General features: G+C 46.8%; 2 protein-coding genes and 1 pseudogene. 1 reads left to right on the top strand and 2 read right to left on the bottom strand.

Translation table 11 applies throughout. The features are described 5' to 3' along the window. Nucleotides 1-377: hypothetical protein (locus QUB37_RS29445; RefSeq protein WP_333168751.1), on the top strand; the 377-nt coding region annotated here is incomplete at its 5' end. Nucleotides 378-480: 103 nt separating this feature from the next. Here the strand turns inward: QUB37_RS29445 and QUB37_RS29440 are convergent. Together QUB37_RS29440 and exaC are read right to left on the bottom strand one after the other, a co-directional pair. Beyond that, the gene (locus QUB37_RS29440; protein WP_333168750.1) at nucleotides 481-828 is read right to left on the bottom strand and encodes a DUF779 domain-containing protein; all 348 of its coding nucleotides are present in this window, start codon (nucleotides 826-828) and stop codon (nucleotides 481-483) included. Between the two features lie 179 nt (nucleotides 829-1,007). Beyond that, nucleotides 1,008-2,528 (bottom strand): annotated as a pseudogene (exaC, locus tag QUB37_RS29435) (acetaldehyde dehydrogenase ExaC). Nucleotides 2,529-2,732 lie beyond the last annotated feature (204 nt).

The raw sequence follows: 2,732 nt of genomic DNA, 5'->3' as shown, positions 1-2,732 counted from the left end.
TTAGCAGGCATTCACTTTTTCTGAATATCATTATGTTATATTATACCAATATGCGTTTTAAATGCACAACAGCTTACCGACAAGTTAATAATTATGAATACTCAGATGGTGCTCGCCTCCAGCTAAATTTTGAAGGTGAATTTGAAAATCGGATTGTGAATTTTTTTTCTAACAGTTATTCTGATTTTTCGGCGATTGCGTGGGACGCGGGTCACGAAACTATTTGCTATCGGTCAACTAAAACTCAGGATAACGCAGTGATTACTTTTGTGGAAACAATAACTTTACTGGCAGAAAATCACCGAGTTCGCAGCACTCAAGCCTTTAAAAATGGCATTTTCGATGGGATTTCCTTTATTGAGGAAATGCGTTTGTAGTCCAAGCAACAACTGCATCTTCTTCTTTCTCTTCTTCGCGTTCTTAGCGCCTTCGCGGTTCATTTAATCTTACTCCCTAAGCCCTTGGAATCAAAAAAATCGGTTAATTAATATTAACAAACAAGCGAGAACGAGTAATAAAACGCTCTCCATCCGGCCCTTCCAGGGAAAAATCGCTGCCTCCGGGCCCTGATGCCACGTCTATAATTAACTGCGTGTGCTGCCAATATTTGTATTGCTGCGCTGCAATATAGAAAGGACAGCCGCCTATTTCGCCCAGCAATACGTCACCATCACCGATTATCAATTCGCCATCGGGAAAGCACATGGGGGAACTACCGTCGCAGCAGCCGCCGGATTGGTGAAACATCAATTCTCCGTGTTGAGTTTTGAGATGGTTAATTAATTTTAAAGCGGCTTCTGTTGCGGTGACTTTTGCGAGGGTTTCCATTTTAGAAGAAGAAAGAAGGAAGAAGGAATATGGAAGCTCGACATCTGCGTTAATCTTCGTTAATCCCTTGTCATCTGCGGTTACAAAATTCTCTTTTTTTAACCGCAGATGAGGGCAGATTAACACAGATTAACGCAGATGAATTAGATCAATTACAGTTGTACGGGATTTGATATGACTTAGAAGAAGCCTAATGCTTTGGGGCTGTAGCTGACTAACAAATTCTTAGTTTGCTGGTAGTGATCTAACATCATTTTGTGATTTTCGCGGCCGATACCAGAGGATTTGTAGCCGCCGAATGCTGCGTGGGCAGGATAGAGATGATAGCAGTTTGTCCACACGCGGCCGGCTTGAACGGCGCGACCCATGCGGTAGGCGGTGTTGATGTCGCGAGTCCAAACTCCTGCACCTAAACCGTAAAGAGTATCGTTGGCAATTTCTAATGCTTCGGCTTCGTCTTTGAAGGTGGTTACTGCTAATACTGGGCCGAAGATTTCTTCTTGGAAAATTCGCATTTTGTTGTTTCCTTTGAAGACTGTTGGCTGGAAATAATAGCCGTCTTGCAAGTCGCCGGATAAGATGTTTCTTTCGCCACCAATCAGACATTCTGCGCCTTCGGCGTGACCGATTTTGACGTATTCGGCAATTTTTTCCATCTGGTTGATGGAGACTTGTGCGCCGAGGGCGGTTGTCGGATCTAAGGGGTTGTCTTGTTTGATTTGGCGGATGCGATCGATCGCCCTTTCCATGAATCGATCGTAGATTGACTCCTGAATTAAGGCGCGGGAGGGACAGGTGCACACTTCGCCTTGGTTGAAGGCGAACATCACAAATCCTTCGACTGCTTTGTCGAGGAATTCATCATCTTGGGCGCAGATATCTTCAAAGAAAATGTTGGGGGATTTGCCGCCTAGTTCTAGGGTGACGGGGATGACATTTTGGGAGGCGTATTGCATGATTAGCCTGCCGGTGGTGGTTTCGCCGGTGAAGGCAACTTTGGCAATCCGGGAACTGGTGGCGAGGGTTTTGCCGATTTCGGCGCCGGGCCCGTTAATGACGTTGATAACGCCGTCTGGTACTAAGTCGGCGATGATTTCCATCAGTACCAAGATTGAGGCGGGGGTGGGGCCTGCTGGTTTGAGGACGACGCAGTTTCCGGCGGCGAGGGCTGGGGCGATTTTCCAGGCGGCCATTAATATCGGGAAGTTCCAGGGGATGATTTGTCCGATGACGCCTAGGGGTTCGTGGAAGTGTTAGGCGACGGTGGTTTCGTCGAGTTCGCCGATCGACCCTTCTTGAGCTCGGATGCAGCTTGCGAAGTAGCGGAAATGGTCGATCGCCAGCGGTATGTCTGCGAGGCGGGTTTCGCGAATTGGTTTACCGTTTTCCCAGGTTTCGGCGATGGCGAGGCGATCGAGGTTTTCTTCGATGCGATCGGCAATTTTGTTTAAAACCCGCGCCCTATCGGCTGGGGAAGTCTTACCCCACTTGTCTTTCGCGGCGTGGGCGGCATCCAGTGCCAATTCTACATCCTCGGCGGTCGATCGGGGGATTTGACAAATTGATTTTCCTGTTATTGGAGACAGGTTTTCCGAGTATTTCCCTTTCACAGGTGGCACCCACTTGCCGCCGATAAAGTTGTCGTAGCGAGTTTGAAAAATCGACTGACTGCCGGATTGAACAGGTGCTGCTACCACCATTTTATTACCTGATTAAAAATTGTTTTCGCGGACGCTTAAAATCTCTGGCATATCAACTATCGTCTATTTTCCTGAAATTCGGTCAAGTCATATACAAAATTTTACATTTTTTCAAAATTTTGCAGTCCCTGTAGATACTGTCTTGACCTGTCAAGGGGTAGCAGTCAAATAATTGGGGTCGAAAGGCTTTTGGGATTTTAAAAT

The sequence above is a fragment of the Microcoleus sp. AT3-A2 genome (genome assembly GCF_036705685.1).
GTDB lineage: Bacteria > Cyanobacteriota > Cyanobacteriia > Cyanobacteriales > Microcoleaceae > Microcoleus.
This window is presented reverse-complemented; position numbering and strand designations above follow the sequence as displayed.

Coding starts and splice junctions, on each gene's coding strand:
- QUB37_RS29440 (WP_333168750.1), bottom strand. CDS start 828: ATGGAAACCCTCGCAAAAGTCACCGCAACAGAAGCCGCTTTAAAATTA.